The organism is Paenibacillus sp. FSL M7-1414, from assembly GCF_038003195.1.
In the GTDB taxonomy this organism is placed as follows: Bacteria; Bacillota; Bacilli; order Paenibacillales; family Paenibacillaceae; genus Paenibacillus; species Paenibacillus amylolyticus.
Map to the genome: position 1 here is coordinate 559,167 of NZ_JBBOOS010000001.1, position 21,529 is coordinate 580,695.

Annotated in this window: 15 protein-coding genes; 7 read left to right on the forward strand and 8 right to left on the reverse strand. The window is 47.8% G+C overall.

Going from position 1 to position 21,529, the window contains the following annotated elements:
* Positions 1–16: 16 nt before the first annotated feature.
* Together MHH92_RS02645 and MHH92_RS02650 are read right to left on the reverse strand one after the other, a co-directional pair.
* Positions 17–1,555: an extracellular solute-binding protein gene (locus MHH92_RS02645; protein WP_445744659.1), complete on the reverse strand. Its 1,539-nt coding sequence runs from the start codon at positions 1,553–1,555 to the stop codon at positions 17–19.
* Positions 1,556–1,944: 389 nt separating this feature from the next.
* Positions 1,945–4,266, reverse strand: coding sequence for a helix-turn-helix domain-containing protein (locus MHH92_RS02650; RefSeq protein ID WP_340901756.1), 2,322 nt, complete (start codon positions 4,264–4,266; stop codon positions 1,945–1,947).
* A gap of 364 nt (positions 4,267–4,630) precedes the next feature.
* On the opposite strand from MHH92_RS02650, the gene MHH92_RS02655 reads away from it, so the two are divergent.
* Positions 4,631–7,342 (forward strand): S-layer homology domain-containing protein, encoded by a 2,712-nt coding sequence (locus tag MHH92_RS02655; protein WP_340907615.1) that lies wholly within the window; start codon positions 4,631–4,633, stop codon positions 7,340–7,342.
* Positions 7,343–8,070: 728 nt separating this feature from the next.
* Here the strand turns inward: MHH92_RS02655 and MHH92_RS02660 are convergent.
* Positions 8,071–8,958: a hypothetical protein gene (locus tag MHH92_RS02660; protein WP_340901757.1), complete on the reverse strand. Its 888-nt coding sequence runs from the start codon at positions 8,956–8,958 to the stop codon at positions 8,071–8,073.
* 111 nt (positions 8,959–9,069) lie between these two features.
* Between MHH92_RS02660 and MHH92_RS02665 the strand changes: the two genes are divergently transcribed.
* From MHH92_RS02665 to MHH92_RS02675, 3 genes are all read left to right on the forward strand, one after another.
* Positions 9,070–9,498: a GNAT family N-acetyltransferase gene (locus MHH92_RS02665; RefSeq protein ID WP_340901759.1), complete on the forward strand. Its 429-nt coding sequence runs from the start codon at positions 9,070–9,072 to the stop codon at positions 9,496–9,498.
* A gap of 319 nt (positions 9,499–9,817) precedes the next feature.
* The gene (locus tag MHH92_RS02670) at positions 9,818–10,450 is read left to right on the forward strand and encodes an NAD(P)-dependent oxidoreductase (protein ID WP_036607440.1); all 633 of its coding nucleotides are present in this window, start codon (positions 9,818–9,820) and stop codon (positions 10,448–10,450) included.
* A gap of 206 nt (positions 10,451–10,656) precedes the next feature.
* Complete coding sequence (locus MHH92_RS02675) at positions 10,657–12,336, forward strand: NAD(P)H-hydrate dehydratase (protein WP_340901761.1); 1,680 nt, start codon at positions 10,657–10,659, stop codon at positions 12,334–12,336.
* Between the two features lie 902 nt (positions 12,337–13,238).
* Here the strand turns inward: MHH92_RS02675 and MHH92_RS02680 are convergent.
* The 4 genes from MHH92_RS02680 to MHH92_RS02695 form a co-directional block, all read right to left on the reverse strand.
* Complete coding sequence (locus tag MHH92_RS02680) at positions 13,239–14,891, reverse strand: methyl-accepting chemotaxis protein (RefSeq protein ID WP_036672162.1); 1,653 nt, start codon at positions 14,889–14,891, stop codon at positions 13,239–13,241.
* 26 nt (positions 14,892–14,917) lie between these two features.
* Positions 14,918–15,925: a BMP family lipoprotein gene (locus tag MHH92_RS02685; RefSeq protein ID WP_082218776.1), complete on the reverse strand. Its 1,008-nt coding sequence runs from the start codon at positions 15,923–15,925 to the stop codon at positions 14,918–14,920.
* Between the two features lie 368 nt (positions 15,926–16,293).
* Complete coding sequence (locus MHH92_RS02690; RefSeq protein WP_340907617.1) at positions 16,294–17,904, reverse strand: gamma-glutamyltransferase family protein; 1,611 nt, start codon at positions 17,902–17,904, stop codon at positions 16,294–16,296.
* Positions 17,905–18,028: 124 nt separating this feature from the next.
* Positions 18,029–18,928, reverse strand: a complete 900-nt coding sequence (locus MHH92_RS02695) for a glucose 1-dehydrogenase (protein WP_340901763.1) — start codon at positions 18,926–18,928, stop codon at positions 18,029–18,031.
* Between the two features lie 155 nt (positions 18,929–19,083).
* Between MHH92_RS02695 and fosB the strand changes: the two genes are divergently transcribed.
* Positions 19,084–19,503: a metallothiol transferase FosB gene (fosB, locus tag MHH92_RS02700; RefSeq protein WP_076254484.1), complete on the forward strand. Its 420-nt coding sequence runs from the start codon at positions 19,084–19,086 to the stop codon at positions 19,501–19,503.
* Between the two features lie 137 nt (positions 19,504–19,640).
* Positions 19,641–19,835 carry a hypothetical protein gene (locus tag MHH92_RS02705; protein ID WP_143781120.1) on the forward strand — a complete coding sequence of 65 codons (195 nt, stop codon included), beginning with the start codon at positions 19,641–19,643 and terminating at the stop codon, positions 19,833–19,835.
* 26 nt (positions 19,836–19,861) lie between these two features.
* Here MHH92_RS02705 and MHH92_RS02710 read toward each other — a convergent pair whose 3' ends face one another.
* The gene (locus MHH92_RS02710; protein ID WP_340901765.1) at positions 19,862–21,112 is read right to left on the reverse strand and encodes a helix-turn-helix domain-containing protein; all 1,251 of its coding nucleotides are present in this window, start codon (positions 21,110–21,112) and stop codon (positions 19,862–19,864) included.
* A gap of 188 nt (positions 21,113–21,300) precedes the next feature.
* Here MHH92_RS02710 and MHH92_RS02715 point away from each other — a divergent pair, with 188 nt between their 5' ends.
* Complete coding sequence (locus MHH92_RS02715; RefSeq protein WP_340901766.1) at positions 21,301–21,507, forward strand: hypothetical protein; 207 nt, start codon at positions 21,301–21,303, stop codon at positions 21,505–21,507.
* Positions 21,508–21,529 lie beyond the last annotated feature (22 nt).

A 21,529-nucleotide genomic window follows, 5' to 3' on the forward strand; every position in this document is an offset into this window, starting at 1 on the left:
TTCCAGATCTTCCTACCTATTGTGCACGACTTGTCTCCATATGCTCCGTATACCAATGATTCGCTTCAAGCAGTACCTGTTGCCCACCTGCATCCATGAATTCTTCCACAAAGTTATCGAAATACCCCACAGGCTGATCGCCAGTGATGATGGAGATGTACGCTCTGTCTCTCATGCGAATCAATTCAGATGAATATTGAATCAGGGCAGGGGTTGCAACCTCCAGGCGATTATAGATACCATTCTCCGTCAACCCTGCAGATGCAGCCCACTGTTCACGTTTGTCCGAGGGTGTACCTGGAACCGTCATGCCGATACTTGAGCCGATCATATTAATATAATTCTCCATTCTGTTGTATGGGTAAAGTAAATGGAACGAGTTTGAATCTTCAGCACTCCAATTCCAGTGTTTTCCTGGAAGGCCATACTCCATTTTGATTTGCTCCTCCGGATCGGGGTTGGCACTTACATAATCGAGTATCTCCAAAATTTTCTCCAGTTTTCCCGGCTCCTTCGCAGCCTCAGCACCTATAGCAATAAAATTCATCAGCAGATTGTTCCCTTTTGAACCGCTATGTCCTTCAGGACCAATAACAGGAGAACCAAATACAACCTCTGCAGTTGCGTTCTTCTGTAACAGCTCATTAACATTGAACGAGGCTCCCACAGGGGTTTCTTGGCCATTTTCATTAAGGACACTGTAGTCTCCCTCTTGATTCCAATGATAATAGTTGCCCATCGAGGTCATCCCAATTTTTCCATTAATAAAAGTATGGGATAGATGTTTATAGCCGCCTTTATTTTCGCCGGTTATGAACTCAGGGTCGATAATTCCGTCCCGATACCACTTTTGCATATAAGCCAATGCTTTTTTCATCTCCGGCTCCAGAGCACCGATCACAAGTTGGTTGTTTTTTTCATTAAAATACAGTTGCTCGGTGAAAACGGACTGTCCAAAGGCACCAAACACGACATTTAAGCCCTCTCTGGATAGGCCATACGTATCTTGTTTACCATTTCCGTCCGGATCATCTTTGGCAAAAGCATACATAACCGTTTCAAATTCATCTAATGTCTTTGGCACCTCCAGACCAAGCTGCTTAAGCCAGTCCTCTCGGTATACAACAGGGGTTCGATAGATGTTGGTCTGATTAATGGCCGGAATTCCATATAAGGAGCCGTTTATTTTTCCATACTCTAGGTAACGTGAATCATAATCGCGAATTCGCTGTACGATATTTGGCGCATATTGTTCAAGGACTTCCGGGGAGATTTCCGCTAAGACCCCTTGCATTTGATACTTAAGCAGATCATGCGGTTGTCTGATCCGGAACAGATCAGGTATTTTCCCTTGAGCAAGCTCCAGGTCCAGCAGTTCCTCGTACCGCTTGTTTTCAAGATTCCACACCTCCAGATCTACATCAAACCGATCCTCAATATATGCAATCATCTCAGCGTCCTCAGGAACAGGGATATTTTGATGCATGGTCCAAGATATCGTATACTGCGGTGCTGTATCTTTCTCAGCGCTTGCTAGATGGTCTTGCTGTTGCACTTGTGCAGTTTCTCTCCCTAAAAAGGTACACCCACTTGTAAATACGAGAAGGAGGAGCATTGCGGAATATAGCCATAGCTTTCTTGAAAGGTTAAGGTTCATAGCAGCTCCTTTACTAATTTTAAATTCTATATAGGTTCAATTAAACATTTACACAATAACGGAGAGGACAGAAAGAACCTGAAGAAGCGAAGCTACATGTTTTCTGTAAGAAAACTACTTCGAAAGCATACGCTACGCCTAAAAGCTTTCTGAAAAAAGCTGCTTCGGAAGCATACGCTATTCCCGGATTTCCCCTTTTAGAAAAGGGATCGAAGAAATCTGGGAATAACAGCGATCGGAAGGTTGTTCTGTCATCGGAGTGTCCGTGTAAATATTCCTAATTGAACCTATATAGATCCCTGTTCCATTAGACTGCGCATGAAATTTTTCGGTGTACAGCCGTGAATTTCTTTGAACTTTTTAATGAAATAGGCAGGGGTACGGTAACCGACCGTACTTGCGACCTGCTCAACCGTAATTTCGCGTTGTGTCATGAGTTCCCGTGCGCGTTCCATTCTCTGATTCGTAACATATTCGGAATAAACAATCCCGGTTTCTTCCTTGAAAAGTTTACTCAGATATTTAGGGCTGATGAATACTTGCTCTGAGACTTGATCCAGCGTAAGATCGCCCGATAAGTGCTCGTGAATATAGGCTTTGACAGCCGAGATCGTATCCACACTTCGTACCTCGCTGCGCTTCTCCATATGCATCACAAATTCGGTCACGAGATGAATCATCCACTCCGAATAGCGGTTGATATTGTAGAACAATGAAAATTGCTTGTACAAATTCAATGAATTCGCCTCGGCGGGCTGCCAACGAACCTGATTAATACACTCAGCGTAAATAGATACCGTTTTTAATAAGATGATCCGACTGTATTCGGCTGAATAGGAGCCTTCCTTTAATGTCGCGACCAATTCCTGAATGGCCTGAACTGTACCTTGCACATCCCGAGTCTGCAATTTCTTTTCAAAGTTTACGAGGTATGAATCCGGAATCTCCAGACTGCTGGCTTCCCTGTTCAGAAGATTAAGATCCTGAATGGCAGACTGCTCGGGGAAAAAGTAGCTGTATCGAATCAGGGTATTCGCCTGATGATAGCTTGTGTGAATCTTCGTGAAATGTTCTACCCATCCGCCTAACGATAGTACAAATTCCAGACCAAATCTGCTGCTCGCCTCAGCGTGAATAAAGTCTACAATGTGATCAGAGAGAGGTGCCTCCGGTTGATTGGTACAGATGATGACCGCGATTTTGTGATCCTGCAATTCCTCTGCCAGCAGTTGAGTTCCATCCATTTCTGCAATCTCAAGTTGCTGAATCATCGTGTACAACGTATGCTGCAACTGTCGTGGCTGCAGATCCTTCCACTTCTCATTGACGGGGTCAATGACAATGCAGCGAAAGCGAGAGTAGGCCATTGAAATGTGAACAGACTGGAGCTGTTCCGTAAGTTCCTCGGGTGTAAACCGATTATTTAACATATTGAGCACGATACTATGCTTAATCATTCTGTGATTGGCCTGTAAGGTTTCTTCAAGACTATCAACTTTATTGGACAGACTGTTAAACGTTGTATCGATGAACCGGTATTCGTCCTGCTTTAAGCTGGTTGGGCTATCCATCCGGCTCTTGATGTTATTCATGATTCGTTTAAGAGGACTATAGTTGGCCCTGGTAAAGATGGACGACATCGCTATCCCAACCGCAACAGCCAATAAACCGAGAAAAACCGAAATCTCCTTCAAGCTATCCAATTTAGAATAAAAGCTTTCATTAGGTGTGGTTGTGTAGATTCTCCATGCATTTCCTTTAAATTGATCTTGGGTAACGACATGAGAGTCATAGTTAAATACAGGTGTGAAGCTCGCATCTGAAGAATGAAAAGTTAGCAGCGACTGCGTCAGATTCTCCTCCGTGGAGCTGCCTATCAACGTTTTGTCCGCGGCAGATATGACAGTTCCATCCTGATCGATGATTAATGTATTCGCATAGTCAGCAGGGAGCATATTTTTAATGATCTGACTGATCGCTGATTCTTTGATATCAATCGCAATCATGGCCTTACTGTCTTGTCCAGACGATTGAAACGGGTAACTATGGACATAGGAAATTAGAGGACTCATCTTGCCTTGTTCCCGTGATTCGATATAAGCATCCTGAGGCACCATGCGAGTCTTCATCCATAAGGAGCTTTCTGGAGTCTCTTTCATCGCAGTAATCCAATCCGTCGTATGATCCACACTCGAAGGCGTGTCCTCATAGAGCAATAGCCCATATACAGATGAGACGATGAAGTGGTTCTTCGTATCGTACACATGAATAGCTTCAATGAGATCGGAATAATTTTGCACCATATTTTTGAGGGACTGTTCGATGTCCAGGATTTTGCTATGGTTTCCTTTTAAGCTATCTAGATCGATACTAGCGGCGTTACCGAGTGCCAGGGACAGATAGACCTGATTCACCTTCTGGATAACGGAGCTCTCAATAGTATTGACAGTGCTTTTCAGTGACAGCTGATTATTGATTCGAATCTCTTTGCTGTATTGATGGGAGAAGAAGAGGTATAGAATGGAGCCGAAAAGAAGCGCAATGACAAGAACGACAGCAAGGTAGGAAAGAACCATCTTGGATCTCACAGACTGAAATGGCTTATGCATTCTTTTTCCCCCTTCATTTCTCGTTTCTAAACAACTTCATCATTATATAGCAGGCCGAGGACTAGAAATCATGTTGATCGAAATTTAACAAACTCCCACTCCATAATTTACTTTCAGTTAATAAAGCGTTTACAAAAGTAGGTATTTTAATTGATAAATGTAGTATCTAACTCCATTTTTCTTGGCATATAAGCTCCGGAACGTACGATTTTGATATAAAACGGAATTTGTTCTATAGATGCGAAACGCTCCCTAATGCTACAGTAACGGCAGATCAGACATCTGTATAGAGTCTTTCTTACTCATTTGCAGATGCAGAAGCAAAAAAATAATTTACCATAACGGGAGCGTGTATTTGCAAGCCATGAGAAAACCACTTAAAAAGTCACTGGCATTACTTCTAATGTTGTCTATGGTAGGTCCGACATTTGCAGAGAAGAGTTTTGCAGCCGATCAGAAGATTCAGTTCTCTGATATTAAGGGACACTGGGCGGAAGCAAATATTCAAGCATGGGGTGATGAAGGATTAATTCGAGGTTACCTGGATCATTCATTTAAACCGAATACGTATATTACAAGAGCAGAATTTATGAATTTGGTAAACGGTGCCTTTGGATATTCCGGACAAGCTAAAATTACCTTTAATGATGTGTCTGAGAGTGCATGGTATTACGAAGCAATTTCTATTGCAAATGCGAATGGATATATAGATGGATACACCGATGGCACAATGAAGCCGCAAGATCCGATCACCCGTCAAGAAGCAGCTAAAGTGATCGCTGGCATTTTGAATCTGGAGTTAAATGAAACAGCAGCGAATGTATTTAGCGATTCATCGTCTATAGCGGCGTGGGGCAAGGGAGCTGTAGGTGGAGCGGTAGCAGCGAAAATTATCTCCGGATATGCAGATGGAACCTTCAAACCGCTTAATTCCATTACTCGTGCCGAAGCGGTGTCTGCGCTCGTTAAAGCTGTGGAAACAGATGCTACTACAGCTGCCAAACCAGCTAAGCCAAAAGGAACGGCAACCGTTCTGAATGTTAATCCCCCAGCAGATGAAGCTCGGTTATCCGCCGTGAAGCACGGAGCCAATGCCGGAGACGACACCTTGAAAAATATTGCGGAAACCAATCCGTTTATTGATATTTTGGACGGTTTTGATCAAGTATGGTCCATGAACCTAGCGGATTGGAGAGATGGAACAGCGGCAACTAAAATTGGAGCTGACGGGAAAAATGCAAAGTATGGAGATGGACCGACTCCATATTATGACGGCTTTAAGAATGATCCAACCGTAGCTGTTGCTGATCAGAAAACATATGCAAATGAAGAGATCCGAAACAAAGCAACTTGGGAAGCCAATATCAAATATGTAGAAAAGGTCACGCAAAATCGCACAGGTGAAGAGACATTGGCAGCCTATTATGATGACCAAAGAGATAAGATCTATAGCGTGATGGAGGGCTTTGGTCCTTTGGCTAACACGTATGTAGATATCATCAAGCCAAAGACAAACGTTGAACGAACGGTGGACGAGATGAATGTGGTATTGACCGAAGAAACAGTGGAAGATGAAAGCCAAGGCATTGGAGATTGGGAAGCAAAGACGGAACTTGCAGACTTGGTTCATTTAGTTGATCTGGTTCGATTTAAAATTCCTGCCTCATCTAATCCCTCTAAATATTTCTACTCTTCCCCTAGACCGTGGAGAATGAATTCCAATGGAGAAGTGAAAGAAGTTGTTGACAGCAAAGGACTGCCTGTATGGGAAACCTTGGGCGAAGGTGAGAAAAAAGAAGTACCTTTGGCTTCAGGCGGCACCAAATCAACAGGAGAAAAACATTACCAGCAATACGAAACTAACGTTAAGCTTATTCCTGCGTTAACTTATGTTAAACGAATCGCTGAGGATGGAAGAGGGAAAGATGGCGCATTTCCGAGCGGACATACCAGTGCAGCGTACTTATCCGTATTTCCTTTGGCATACGCTACACCAGAACGATTCACTGAATTGTTAACGAGAGCAGCTCAGTTGGGCGAGAATCGAATCGTAACGGGGATGCACTCACCGCTTGATGTTATCGGAGGAAGAATACAATCCACAGCCATGGCTGCATATGCACTTAATCAGGCTGAGAACAAAGATGTGTTAGAGAAAGGTTATGAGAATGCAGGAGAAGTATTTGGAGCTGCAGCCAAGGAAAAAAATATGAGTCTGTATGAGTATGCACACACCGTAACTGAGGATTACACGTTCAAGAGTGCTTACGATGAACACAAATGGGAAGATCATGATGCCAATAAAGCCTTCTATAGAGAAAAGATGACTTACGGTCTACCACAAACCGGAACCAAAGGTTTGGCTCCAGTTGTACCGCAAGGAGCAGAAGCCCTGTTAGAAACACGTCAACCGTATTTAACAGATGAGCAACGCAGACAAGTATTGTATACAACATCCATTGACTCTGGATATCCTGTACTGGATGAATCCAAGGGCTGGGGTAGAATTGATCTGGTCACGGCTGCGGATGGCTACGGCGCATTCTTGAACAATGTAACTGTGGATATGGACGCTTCCAAAGGGCGCTTCAATGCAGAAGATTGGTGGAGAAATGATATCACCGGTAGTGGAATGCTCACGAAAAAGGGAACAGGAACCCTTACATTGACAGGGGAAAATAGCTACACTGGCGGAACATTGCTGCAAGCAGGAACGCTGGTAGCCGAATCTGCAGCTGCTTTTGGTACAGGTGATCTGTATGTAGAAAATGGAACAGTTGTCGTTGATGTCGACGGAGCACTCAACTTAAATAGAAACTTTACCATGGATAACGGTACGTTGGAATTGGTAGTGGCTGACAACAACAGTCAGCTGAATGTTGGCAGAAAGCTCTATATTGATGGAGGAAGTCTCAAACTGGACTTGTCCAACTATAAGATCGAAGGTTCCAAAGATATTACGTTAATCACCGCTAATGGAATTACAGGTGAATTCGACAGTGTAACGGCAGATGGTTATGACGTGACTGTCACGTACGAAAAAGGCCGCGTCATTGCACATGTTGTAGCCAAATAAGTGAAGTAATTATCCATGATATAAAGTGAACTAAAGAATGTCACACATGCCACTTCAATGACAGAATAACCTTCCGATCATTCTTCGCAAGACAAAATTAGAATATAGAAAAGGGCTTAAACTACAATGTAGTTTAAGCCCTTTTGGCGTACAGTTACGTTGGGATATAGGGGATGTTTTCAACACGTCCTGAAAGCCGAGGCGCCCTGAACAGGTCCGGAGTAAGCAAGCGTGCTGCATACTGGATGTTTGAGCAGGCGATCAGGATGCCGCAAAGGCGGCTCCCTATTTTCCTCTACCAATGAAAATTTTCGCTTCGGTACGGGAGGGACATAAGGTTGTCCTCGCATTCGCGCTTGGAACAGAACATGAGCAGGGAGTGAGCGCTAACGAATCTGAGACACGTTATATCGAAATGTACGGCGTTTTAGAGCGTTTTTATCGAGCGATTTTGGGAAAAAACGTGTCTGAGGTTTTTTACAATTTTGAAAGAGGCTGTAGAGGCCAAATAAGACGTCCTGAGTTCCTTAGAAAATAGATTGGCTACTCAATAGGATCAGCCAGACGGGAGCTCGATAATTTTGGGACACTGACATCCATCATCGTATAACATGCCGAGTAAGGAGACACGACCTGATCTGTGAAAATCCAGCCGAGGGAGGGCCGAGTCTCGTATCATCGAGGTGGGTATCTAAGTTTAATCATATGGAAGCGGCTGGATGCGTAGGTTATTCGTCAGTGCTGGTACCAGATGTACGACGTGTATTTCCTTCCAGTTCCGTAGAGACTTGCTTCGTTGGTTCCAGATCCGTATGTCCTGCGTAGGGACGATCACTTCGAGAGCGTGTTCCAGTCAACCCGAAACCCGAAGTAAATATAATCAGCTGTAGCCCAAGGGCATAGGGTGCAGCAACAGGTCCAATCAGATGGAGCAAGGAGCATAGCGCGATCAGCAAGGAGAGCATTTTGGTTACTGTACTTGACCTATCCCGTCGTGGGCTGGCCCAGAGCAGGTAACCATATATTATGGTGATCATTATGGAAGTTGCGCGAATCCATGGCAAGATGCTGTCCCATGAGTCTACATGGACGTCCAACATCCGCTGACGAAATATCAGATCTGTAACCAGAAACCCTGTGGCAGCCAGTGCGGCTGGTTCGGCTACGGGCCGAAGGATGGTCCAGACCGCTGTGCCCCAATGATCTGTATGTGTCTCCCGGCTGAGTTCATCCGATAATACGGTGCATTCCCGTTCCAGTGCTCTGTGCATCAGGCCAAGTCGGGCAGGGTCATGATCCTTAATACAGTCACGGATCTGGTCCTGTAGCTGAGGAGATAGGTAAGATGCAGCTTTGCAGGCTAACATTGCTGTTATCAGATCGTCATGTTCGTGTTCCGATCGTTCATAATTCCGATTTTCCTGGATGGTAAGTTGTCCCAAGAGGGCTGTACTTATGTATAATGTATCTCGTATCCTTTGCATTCGCCTTTCGTGGCTGCGGCGAACTTCAGTGGCAGACCATATGTATATCCCCAGAAGCAAAGCCATGACTCCAAACAGCACAGCCACAGTGCCTGGGCGCGATGTTAGATCTTCAATCCAACGTTGAAACACACTTGTTCCTCCTTTGCACCAACTTCACGTATCATGAAACACGCTTCACGTAAGCTTTCTCTCACTATTACACAGGAAGTAGATGAATTCAAGCAGAAAGGGGCACAATTCATGGATCATGTGAGTATTGAACACACACCACCCGCAGCGGTGGAGTATCTTGCCTTACGGCAGATTGCCGGCCTTAGTGCAATGAGCAGGGAAGGGGCAGAGATTGGATTACGGAATAGCCTGTTTGCCGTATGTCTGCGTGAAGAGGATATGCTGATAGGCATGGGGCGAGTGATTGGAGATGGAGGTTGTTTCTTTCAGGTCGTCGATATTGCTGTACACCCGGATGTTCAGGGAATGGGGTATGGAAAACTGATCATGAGCGAGATTATGAATTATCTGCGTAAAGCAGTACCTGCCCGTGGTTTAGTCAGCCTGTTGGCGGATGTTCCGGCTGATCAACTTTATGCTCAATTTGGATTTGAATACACCAGCCCAAAATCGGAGGGCATGTGGTGGAGGCAGGGAGAAGAAGGACCGACTACCTAGCGGAACGGAAACTGAAATCTTGAGATAAGAATAGATTCTATGTCGTATGAAATTATCTTATTATAGCCGCATTTAGCGGCTTTTTTCATGATTCGTGTTGAGTGCTTGCGGAGAGAGGGGATACTTAAGAGTGTCGGTGCTTCTTCCGCTAGTTGAAGTAAAGATTATTTTTCTACATATAAGCTGTAAGAGATAGGTTTACAAGATGTCACATCCGGTTTAAGATGGCGTGAGCCGTTTAAGGTATATAACAATAGGATTAAGTATTAAAATAACGGTAAGTTGACAAGATGATATCTACAGAAAAGAGGGAATTCATATGAAAGTAGCCATTTTTGGAGCAACCGGAGCGATTGGCAAGATGATACTGTGGGAGCTGATGGATCGTGGGCATGAAGTGACAGCGGTGGTGCGTGACCCTTCGAAGGTTGAGATGGTTCATGAGCGTTTGCGTGTAGAACAGGGAGATCTGCTTAACCCGGATCAGGTGGCTGATTTTGCAGCGGGTCAAGAAGTGGTTGTGAGTGCGTATGGACCGAAGTTTGGTGGAGAAGAAGAGATGCTGGAAGTGACACGTTCGTTGATCGAGGGTGTGCGCCGGGCAAAAGCAGGACGTCTGGTTGTAGTTGGTGGAGCGGGAAGCTTGCTAACCGATTCCGGTGATATGCTGATGGATACGCCGGGATTCCCGGAAGAAGTCAAACCACTGGCAAAAGCACATGCAGAAGCATATGACCTGATTGAAGCATCAGGTATTCACTGGACCTACATGAGCCCTGCTGCGACAATCACAACAGGACGTCGTACCGGTCAGTTCCGGGTTGGCATGAACCGTGTGATTACGGATGATATCGGGGAAAGCTCGATTTCCGTTGGCGATTTTGCAGCGGCTTTGGTGGACGAACTGGACGATCCGCAATTTATCCAAGCTCGGTTTACGGTAGGTTATTAAGCGTAAACAGGCTTTGGAATGGATAATTTAATCTGAAGGTCTCGTACACGGAATCGATAGAGCTTCCAATGATGCATGGAGCGCATCATGGTAACTGGATGAGGTAAGAGGAAAGATAGCGATACACATACAGGATACAGCGTTTAGGTGCGAAGTTGTTGTTGCTTTTAGGTATGAGATGAGCTTGTCACGGGGAGGGATGAACGTTGTTTATCGTAACCGCTGAACAGATGAGAGCTGTGGACGAGTATACCATTCATAAGCTGGGTATTCCTGCTGCCAGTCTAATGGAGAATGCAGGCCGAGCCATTGCTGAGGAAGTGATCAAGCTGTGCCGGGAAGGGCAGGCAGAAGGCCGGCTTGTGGATTCAGGGCAGCTTGGCTATAGCAGCCAGACCGATGCGAGGCGGGCACACACCGGGCCCGGCGATCGGCAAGGTTATGGTGGCGACATCATCGCCGATCCGGCGCTGGTGATGGAGCGCCCGGGAGATCAGCTGTGGTACATGCTGATCGGCAAGGGCAACAATGGCGGCGATGGGCTGGTGGCCGCGCGCCATTTGGTTGAAGCAGGGCTTGGCGTGACATTGGTCTACGCCGATGCCCCTGATGCACTGCGGGGCGAAGCCGCAGTGCAACGGGATGCCGCCGCGAAGCTTGGCATCCCTGCTCTTGTACACGGGCGCGAAGCCGTGGACTTCAGCCGGTGCACAGGCATCGTGGATGCGCTGCTGGGCACCGGCTCGCGGGGAGCGCCGCGGGGAGATTACGCGGCGTTGATTGAGGCGGCGAACGACAGCGGCAAGCCGGTCGTGTCCGCCGATGTGCCAAGCGGGCTGGACGCCGACACCGGAGAGGTGTACGAGCCCTGCATTCAAGCCCGGGTGACCGTATGCCTCGCGCTGCTTAAGCGCGGGCTGGTGCAGTACCCGGGCGCTTCTGCCGCGGGGCGCATTGTGGTGCGCGCCATCGGCATTCCCGCGCGGCTTGCGCCAGAGCATGGCCCCTCGGTCCGTCTGCTGACGGACGAGGTGCTGCGCGGTGCTTTGCGCGTGGATACAGGCCGTCTCCGGGCACCGGACGGCCACAAGGGCACCTACGGCCACGTACTGTTGGCCGCAGGAAGTCTGCCGATGAGCGGCGCTGGCCTGCTCTCGGCCAAGGCCGCGCTGCGCGCAGGCTGCGGGCTCGCCACATGGGCGTTGCCCGCGGCACTGCTGCCGCATGTCATCGGCACCGTGCCCGAGCTTATGCTTGCTGCCGCCTCCGATGGCGACAGCGGCCAATGGAACGCGGCTTCCGCCGACGCCGTGCTGCGTCTCGCGGAGAGCCGCGACGTGCTTGCGACCGGCCCAGGCCTCGGCCGCTTCAAGGGCGACACAGACTGGCTGCGCCGTCTGTGGCAACATACGGATCGTCCGCTCGTCATCGACGCGGACGCCCTCAACATGCTGGCAGACGCTGGCCCACATGGGCCTCACGACTGGGGCCAGCGAAGTGCGGCGACAATCCTGACGCCGCACCCTGGCGAGATGGGCCGACTGCTGGGCATGTCGACCCCAGAGGTGCAGCGTGACCGCATTGGGCACGCTGCAAAATACGCCCGCGAGCAGGGCGTGACCCTTGTGCTCAAAGGAGCACGAACGGTCATCGCAACGCCGTCCGGCGAGGCGTACATCAACACCACCGGGCACGCCGGCATGGCGACTGGCGGTGCCGGAGACGTATTGACCGGCATCATCGCCGGTCTGCTTGCCCAAGGGCTCAGCGCGGAGCAAGCCGCCACGTTCGGCGTATATCTCCACGGACAGGCCGCTGAACGTGCAGCACTGCTGCGCGGTGACCCATCGTCCCTGCTGGCCGGAGACATTATTGATGCACTGTGAGGATGGGGCAGGTGTGGGATAAGCTCATGGTTTTGGGTTACTGTCTATGACTAATCATTTCTAAACTGCAAGTAATCCAACGAACCAGCGCACCAGCACATCAAAAGTAGATAAGTGCACGTTGTCCAATGCTCAATGCTAAATGCTCAATGCTAAATGCCCGATGCCCAGTGCCCAATGCTCAATACCAATGCCCAGTACTCAATGCCCCATTGCCCATTGCCCTAACGAACCTGATACACCTTATACCACGGTTTACATCGAGGAGCAAAAGCTAACGAATCTCATCCACGTTATCTCTGTGTATTTCAGAGAAAACACCTGAAAAACCGGACTAAATTAGGGAATAGAATGCCTGAGATTCGTTAGATTTTATAATCTGCAATTAATTGCCCAATAAGGTTTGCTCAGTTCGTTAAACGTTTGGATCTGAAATGTTGATGCCTTGTTATCTATATAAGTTGATCTAAAGAATATATACACTGGACACTCCGGTGACAGAACAACCTTCCGATCGCTATTATCCCCAGTTTTTTTTTATAAATTAGGAAATCCGGAATAGCGTATGCTTCCGAGGCGGCTTTCTTTCAGGTCGCTGTTAGCTCCACTTTTTCAGGTTCTTTCTGTCCTCTCTGTGTTGTGTAAATGTTTAGTTAAATTTATATACTTTCATATCTTTGAAACGAATTAATGGTTGGATGAACCAACGATTAGTTACTGAAAAGGGGAGCCCTGTCATGATTCATGACGGAGGCTCCCCTTTATTTGTTTGTTTGTATGTTCACGCTACCTGATCCTGGCTCGCCTATAACCTGTCCATAACTTGCCTATATAATCTGCATCTAACCTGCATCTCAACGACTTCCGACCTAAATCCAGCCCAAAATTCTCCCGACATCTGCTTACAGACGGAAACGCAGCAGTTCCTGATGCATCTCTGCGCTGATATCACGCAATGACTTCACCTTGATACTTGCATCAGCGAAGGAACGTTGTTGTTCCGACGTGGAGGCGGTGATTTCTTCACTGCTGGCAGCCGACTGCTCGGTGATGGCACTGATATTTTCGATGGCTTGTTGCACCTGCGTACTGAGTTCATTGGAGTGTTGCATGTCCTCAGCAAGCTGATGGATGCCGGTACTAATGCGCTCCACACTTTCACGAATAGCAGAGAAGGATTCGCGAGTCTGGCCAGTGGCTTGTTCCTGTTCGCCGAATAACTGCATGCTTTGTGCTACAGAGTTCTTCACCTTGTCCATGGAGGTTGTGATCTCGCCCACAGCCGCATAGATATGTTTGACCGATTGCGCAGATTGTTCGGCGAGTTTATTCACCTCGCCCGCAACAACAGCGAAGCCACGTCCAGCTTCTCCAGCGCGAGCAGCCTCTATGGAGGCATTTAACGAGAGCATGGTTGTTTGTTTGGCAATCTCCGATACATATGCCGTCATCGTAGTGATTCGAACCGCGCTTTCTTCCAGTTCCCGCACCGTTTGTTCCACCTCGGCCATCGCCATACGATTCACTTCGGCCAGGCGGAGTTGCTCTGCTACAGCCTTATTGCCTTCCTCAACGGTAGTTAATACTTCACGACCATCGATCACCGATTGGGAAGTGGCCTCCAGATTGCTATTGAAAGTAGACTGCATTTTGTCCACAACCATCACCGTTTCACTCAGATCCTCGGCAATCTTTTGACTGCCAATTGAGAGTTCCTCCGTGGTGCGGGATACTTGCTGTACAATCGCTTGGGCTGTATCATTACCGCGGTCAATATCTTGTGCCATCAGATCGACACGATGACCCGCTTCACCAATCGACTGAATAATGCCGCGGATATTATGAGTCATGGTACCGAAGGAACGACTCAGGTCATCGAGTTCATCTTTGCCCCGAGCTTCCGGTAATTGTCCGGTCAGGTCACCGTCCGCAATTTGTCCAGCGGCGTCTTTGAGTGTTCGAATACGCTTGGCAATCTGACGTGAAGTATACATATTAAACAGCATCACGGCGACGAGCAATACGATAGCTCCTGCCAGAGCGGCTTGCCACGTTTGCTGAATGTCACGTTCCAAATCGACGGTATATTGATCATAACGATCCCGAGTCATCTCATCTAACGAATAGATATCATTCTGTATGCCCCGAACCCGAGTGCTGTAACGTTTCGCTTCCGCACTGTTCATCGCACTCATCGCTTCGGTGGCTCCCTGGTTGAGAGCTTCTAATTTTGTCTCGATGGACTGAATAAGTTGTAACTGCTGATCTGTTTCGAGCAATCCGTCCGTAAGCTCCTGAATCATCGTTTGGCCTTCATCCAGCAAGCGAAGCACGGCGTCCTGGTTTCCTGCTGTCATGGAGAATGAGTAGACATCCAGCGCTTGCTGGGTCTGAATCTGATTGGCGTTCAGTTCACTCACCTTGAGCATGGCTGGTACCAGATTTTGATTTTTGGCATTCATGTTGAGCAATTGCATGATGATATAAGCGACTAACACAAGGCATAGAAGTAGTGAAATTAGAGCATTAAGTATCAGTTTTCCCTGTAGTTTCATGTGCGTACCTCCTTATATCCGATGGGTTATTGATCAAGCTTAATTTTGATTTGACCGGAAGAGATCTTTGCCTTCAGATCTTCGAAGGTTTGCTGTTGTTCATCACTGAGCGTGATATTATGTAGAGCAGTCAGACCCACGGCGTTCTCCGCCAGCCCCTCCACGATTTCCTTTTGAGGGAAGGTATGATTGTTTTGGACAAACGTGTTAACGGCATTATAGATAGAGACATCCACATTTTTCAGCATGGACGTAAGAATGGATTTTTCCGCCAAAAAGAATTGATCGGTATCTACACCGATGGCGTATTTCCCTAATTTCTGAATCTCCGTCAGTGCGCCTACGCCTGTGAGACCGGCAGCAACGTAGATCACGTCAGCGCCCTTTTCCTGAATCATCTCTGTAGCCAGTTGTTCACCCAGCTCGGCATTGCCGAAGTCCCCTGCGTAGACGACATCAACGGTTGCATTCGGCTTGACAGCCAGAACACCTTGTTTAAAACCCTGCTCGAAATTACGAAGGACCGGTATCTCTATTCCACCAAGGAAGCCAACATGATCTTCCGTTGAAGCCATAGCGGCAATAACACCTGCCAGATAACTTCCTTCTTCCGCCCGGAATGAAATGGAGGCAATGTTAGGCAGTTCGGACTGACTGTCAATCATGAGGAACTGCTGGTCAGGATATTTGGCTGCAACTTTCTCCATATCCGCTTGGACAGCATCACTCAGGCCGATAACCAGATCGAATTTGGCTTGCGCAAACTCTTCAAATGCAGCTTCGGCATTGTCGCCCGGTTCACGATAGTCAAAGACAATGCTTTTCTCATTTCTGGCCTGAACCAGTCCATCAAAAGCAGCATCATTAAAAGAACGGTCACCCAGACCCACTTCCGTAAGCACGATCCCAACCTTTGTTCTTGTGTCTGTTGCCGTTGTTGTATTGTTGGCTGAACATGCCCCCAGGATCAGTACCGTCAGGATCATCATTATGGTGAGACCTAGACCTGCGCGTCTGTTCTTGTTTGTTTTCATGTGTTGGTACCCTCATTTCTGTAGTCGCATTTTTCTGTTTTGCGTGATTCCTTAGCTCCAGGGAAGTACGTGTGCATGATGACACGTATGGTGAGGATTTCCCTTTATCTATATCGGTCAGAAAGGCACTGTGATTTATGGTATGTAGTGAAAATTTACGAAAAAATAAGTATTTTTCATGAATTACACATTATTTTTACATTTCTCTGGTTAAAAGGGTACATAAATATCTACAGTATGTTGTTTACTGATGTTAGAAGTCGAAAAAAGGCACAACAGAGATGACATGAATCATCTCTGTTGTGCCTTAAAATTTCACCCTATACGGATGATAAGGTGATCATCCTATTATAAAAATGACGCGAGTTTTACCAAGCCGCAATCGAGCCATCCGCTCGGGTTTCCGTACCCCCGCATAATACGCCATTGTCCGGGTTGCGCCAGATGATCTGACCGCGTCCAAACTGGGATGGATCGAGTGCCACTTGAATATCATGTCCTTTGCGGGCGAGTGCCTGAGCGATATGCTGCGGGAAACCCGGTTCCACGAGAATTGTTTTGCCCTTCGTCCACTGCCAGCGCGGAGAATCCAAGGCGGCCTGTGGGTTCAGATGATAATCGATCGTATTCATAACCACCTGCACATGACCTTGCGGTTGCATGAAACCACCCATGACACCGAATGGCCCCACCGCTTCGCTGCCGCGGGTGAGGAACCCCGGAATGATCGTGTGATACGTTCGTTTGCCTGGCACCAGGGCGTTGGCATGATTAGGGTCCAGTGAGAAGTTGTGTCCACGATTCTGCAAAGCAATGCCTGTCCCCGGAACAACCAATCCAGAGCCGAAGCCCATATAGTTACTCTGGATAAAGGAAACCATATTGCCTTCACCGTCCGCCGTAGCCAGATAGACTGTTCCACTTGCACGTGGATCACCTGCCTCAGGTGCTCGTGCGGTATCACCAATGAGTTTGCGCCGTTCTTCCGCGTATGCCTCGGACAGCAGTTCCTCCACCGTCACACCCATTTTGCGTTCTTCAGTAATATATTTCTCCCCATCGGCAAATGCCAGCTTCATGGCTTCAAGTTGCTGATGATATGCCTGAACAGATTCTTTCTCGTCGAACTCGTAACCTTTCAACAGATTAAGCGCCGCGAGAGCAATCAATCCTTGTCCATTCGGCGGAATCTCCCATACATCGTAACCACGATAGGAGACGGAGATGGGATCAACCCACTCCGGCTGAAAAGCCTTCAGATCTTCGCGAGTCAGATAACCACCGTGCTCTGCCATAAAGGAATGAATGCGCTCTGCCAGTTCTCCTTCGTAAAAGTCTCGCGCTTCGCTCTCGCCAATCTGGCGCAAAGTCGCCGCGTGATCCGGCGAGCGCCACATCTCTCCAGCTGCGGGAACACGCCCGCCTGGAGCAAATGTCTCAAACCACGCACGCCCTGCTTCCGCATCACTCTGGCGTGCATAGATCTCGGCTGCCCTTGCCCAGTGGCGGGCCAGCCCAGGCGCAAGCGGATAACCTTCCTCCGCATAGCGGATGGCCGGTTCCAGCGCTTCCGCCAGCGTGAGCCGTCCAAAACGGCGGCTCAGCTCAGCCCAACCCGCCGGTGCGCCAGGCACCGTCACCGGAACAACCCCGAGCTTCGGCATCTCCGTATGGCCTGCCGCTTGAAGCGCCTCAATGGATATGCCCTGAGGCGCAGGGCCGCTGGCATTCAGGCCATGCAGTTTGCCCTCGGTCCAGACGAGGGCAAAAGCATCGCCTCCAATGCCATTGGACGTTGGCTCCAGCACCGTGAGTGCTGCCGCAGTTGCAATGGCGGCATCGATGGCATTGCCGCCTTTTTTCAATACATCCAGACCAGCTTGTGCAGCCAGTGGCTGTGACGTGGCGACCATGCCTTGTTTCGCATACACAGGCACGCGGTAAGAGGGGTACGGTTGGTAGAGTGGATCGAAGTTCATCAGGTTGTTCAGCTCCTTGTCGCTAGATGTCAGGCTCCGGCATAACCGGATCATACTCCTAACCCTCTTCGCAACTGGACAACCGATATCCTGCCACACCTGCCAAATCCAACCTGACATCAGCCTATGTCGTTACCATATCGCCGCCATTTACATGAATGCATTCACCTGTGACGTAGGATGAATCGCGGGAAGCGAGATAAACGTAGGCTGCCGCCAGTTCGTAAGGCTGACCAGCTCGACCCATGGGTGTATCTGTTCCAAATACCTGTACATCCTCAGCGGAGAAACTGGCAGGGATGAGCGGTGTCCAGATGGGTCCCGGGGCGACGGAATTCACACGGATTCCCTGTGCAGCGAGCGATTGGGCGAGTACACGAGTCAGCGATACGACGGCTCCTTTGGTAGAAGAGTAGTCGATCAGTTGAGTGTTACCTTTATATGCTGTAATGGAAGCCGTATTGATAATGGAGGCACCTCTGCACAGATGGGGGAGAGCGGCCTGAATCAGAAAGAAATAAGCGAACACATTGGTCTGAAAGGTGTGATACAGCTGTTCTTCTGTAATATCAACGATGCTTGGCTGCACATACTGTACGCCATGATTGTTGACCAGAATATCGATCTTCCCGTAGGTTTCCATGGTTGTGCGAATGACGGCTTCACAGTTTTTCTTTAAGCGGAGATCAATCTCGATTAAGAGACAGCGCTGTCCCAGTTCTTCGATCCGTTCACGAGTCCTTTCGGCATCTGTCCGTTCATATAGATAAGCAATGACGATATCCGCACCTTCCTTGGCAAAAGCGATGGCGGCCGCCCGGCCGATTCCACTGTCACCACCCGTAATAATGGCAACTTTACCTTGGAGTTTGCAGCTACCGATATAGGCAGGATCTTCACTGATCGGTTCAGGCACCATCAGAGTTTCCAGACCGGGTTGCTGGTCCTGATGCTGGGGTGGGAATGCCAGCCTTTGCTCCTTGCATACCGTTTTCTCACCATAAAAAGGATAGACAGGATTCATTCGCTTTACATCCTCCTCGAACGTTCATTGATACGGATAACCTATGCATTCGCCCAGAAGAAGGTGCGGGGGAAAACAGCAGAGCGGTTGTTTTTTGCGCAGAATATACCATAATAAGGATAGATCCTTAAATCGATGGAGGTGTCAGGAGCCACATGAATATTCAAGGAATTAATCATTTGTGCTTTTCCGTATCCAATCTGGAGCGGGCCATTACCTTTTATGAGCAGGCTCTCGGTGCCCAAATTCAGGTGAAAGGACGCAAACTGGCTTATTTTAAGCTTGCCGGTCTTTGGATTGCCCTGAATCAGGAGGATGTTATTCGCAACTATACGGAACGAACCTATACCCATATTGCATTTACCGTTACAGAAGAGGAGTTCGACGCGTCTGTGCAGCAGCTGCGAGCAGCGGGTGCTGACATTCTTCCCGGAAGGCTAAGAGATCCGCGGGATGCATTATCCGTTTATTTTACCGATCCGGATGGTCATTTGTTTGAACTGCATACAGGTACGATGAAGCAAAGGCTGGATTATTATCGCGAAGACAAAGATCATATGACCTTTTATACGTGAGTTTCATGTGCAAGTAGAGGTAAATGGTAATTAACGTATTTAAAGTCATTGCAATTATCCGTACAATACATCTTAGGTTCGCTGAAGTGTACACGGTATGTTCGGCTGCCAAACCATATGCACAAGGAGAGATGGACGTGGATAATAAAATATTCAAGCTTCGGATTGTTGCGAGCGGGTTGTCTATGGCCATTGTCATGTTGTTTTCATTGTACAATGGACATCTTCAAAATTCAGGGGAAGCTCTTCAGTCCCGTGTATCATTGGGCTACTCGTCAGATAAACAAATAACGGTTCACCCGCTTGATCTGAATGATCCTGTTCCTGAATAGTTGTTAGGAGAAGATGGGGGCCGTATTTATTTGATATAGGATTTATAGTCATCATAATTCATTTTCTGTTCTTGTCCGCTAAGAATTAAAAGTTTGTGGCTAATATCAGCCTCACGATCTGCATGGATGCGTTTAAGCAGATCGTAACTCATTCGAAGGAAGTAATAGCCTTCATTGGTGTTGTCTTTCTCATGAAATACAATGCCGAGAAGACGATATAGTTTTGCACGGAGCATGCCTTCATCTCGTTGATCCAGCAGTTTAAGAGCTTCCTTGATGGCTGTTTCGGCCAGTAAAGGTTGCCGTTCTTCGAGATAAATTTTACTGATTTCCTCTAATATAGAAGCCTTCTTGTGAGGCAGATTGCGTTTGTCGTAGATATCGGCGCATTCTGACAGCAAGGGAAGGGCTTCTTTTTTTTGTCCCATATGAAGTTGAATGACAGCCAGATTGTGAAGAGCAAGTACATAGGATTTACTATTTGCCTGTTTATATGAATCTACCGATTTCTTGGTCCAGTCATAACTTAAGAGCAAGTGTCCGTCCTGTTCGGACATATAATAGGCCTTGCCCAAACCCAGCGTAATTTCGCCATATAACTCCGGTTGCCCGGTCATTTGGGCTTCTTTTTCGGCTTTGAGATAATAATCCAGTCCCTTATCCACGTTACCGAGCCGCAAATGGGTTGTTCCGAGAAAGGTTAACGAACGGATATGTTTATCTTGCAGATGTTTGAGTTTGCTGCTGTACGTATAGGACTGTTCGTAGTATTTACGGGCAGCGTGAAACAGTTCTGCATGGAATGCAGCTCTTCCCATTTCCAGGTAATAGTCGACAATGCGCTCCCGATCTCCTGTTCGGGTGACTGTAAAAGCCGCAGTTTCCCCATCATCCAGAGCTTGGCGGTAATCGCCAAGCCTATTGTGGCTTCGCATGATGAGCAGATAGGCTTCCGTTTGATCCAGTGTATCTTCCGTCAGAGTCAGAACTTTGTGAGCCATACGGATACAGGCAGGATCATTCTGCTCAGCATAGTAGGCTTTGGCTTTGTCCAGGACAGCTTCACCAATATCGGTGTCCGTTGTTGCACTTCCTCCCAAGAAGTACTCCATTGGTGTATTGAGTCTGCGAGCAATGATTTTCAACATACGCTGAGAGGGAACGGCTCTACCTTTTTCGATGAGGCTGATGTATGAGCGTGTCATATCCTCACCTGCCAGTTGTTTCTGAGACAGTCCAAGTTGCTCCCGGATTTCCCGAATTTTGGGTCCGATCATGATCATTCACCGTCCCTTGAATTAGTTTGTGATTACGTTGTGAAATGTGAGTTGTATATTGAATGCTTGGAATTGGTATTAACAAGGGGTAAGGCGTGCGAGAAATCCATTTACCTCCTTTTACAGTTTAAATCCAAATTGGGAGATTATAGAATGATAGTATCCAAGACGAAAGGAGGAATAAATCAATGGTCATTAAAGCGACTCCCATTACATTGGAACAATTGAAGAACAAAGAGTTGGAAGCAGTACAATCGGAAGTGAACGTGCTGGGCGAAACACGTGAAGTTAGTGCTCGTGCAGTCTCTGCTCGTGCAGTCTCTGCTCGTGCAGTATCGGCTCGCGCAGTAGCAGCTCGTGCGGTATCTGCTCGTGCAGTAGCGGCTCGTGCATAATCCCTTGTATCTACTATGGCAT